At 76.6% G+C, this 625-nt stretch carries 1 protein-coding gene; it reads left to right on the top strand.

Going from position 1 to position 625, the window contains the following annotated elements; all coding sequences use genetic code 11:
• A partial coding sequence (locus ACOV8S_RS31095) for a condensation domain-containing protein (RefSeq protein WP_448321830.1) occupies positions 1 to 625 on the top strand: 625 nt, incomplete at both ends.

Genomic DNA, 625 nt, shown 5'->3' with positions numbered 1-625 from the left:
GCCCTGGGCACGCCGGTCGCCGGACGCGACGACGAGGCCCTCGACTCCCTCGTCGGCTTCTTCGTCAACACCCTGGTGCTGCCCACCGACACCTCCGGCGCGCCGACCTTCGCCGAACTCCTCGAGCGGGTCCGCGACGCCGACCTCGCCGCCTTCGCCCACCAGCGGGTGCCGTTCGACCTGCTCGTCGAGCACCTCAACCCGCCCCGCACGCCGGGCGTCCACCCGCTGTTCCAGGTGATGCTCACCCTCACGCCCGCCGCGCCCGCCGACACCTCCTTCGCCCTCGGCACGGTCCCGGGCCGCTTCGCCGGGGACGGTCCTGCCACCACCCCCTTCGACCTGACCGCCGCCTGCCTGGAGCACCGGGAGCCGGACGGCTCCCCTGCCGGCCTGCGCATCGGCCTGGAGTACGCGCACGACGTCCTCGACGAGGGCACCGTGCGCCTCCTGCTCACCGCCTTCGAGCGCGCCCTTCGTGCCGCCGCCGCCGACCCCGCGGCCCGCGTGGACGACGGGGACCTGATCGCCCCCGCCGACCGCCGGGCCCTGGACGAACGCCGCGAGCGCACTGCGGCCGCGGCTACGGCTGCGGCTGCGGCTGCGGCCGAGGCGGGTCCGGACC

It is taken from the genome of Streptomyces sp. CO7 (assembly GCF_053474865.1).
This window is presented reverse-complemented; position numbering and strand designations above follow the sequence as displayed.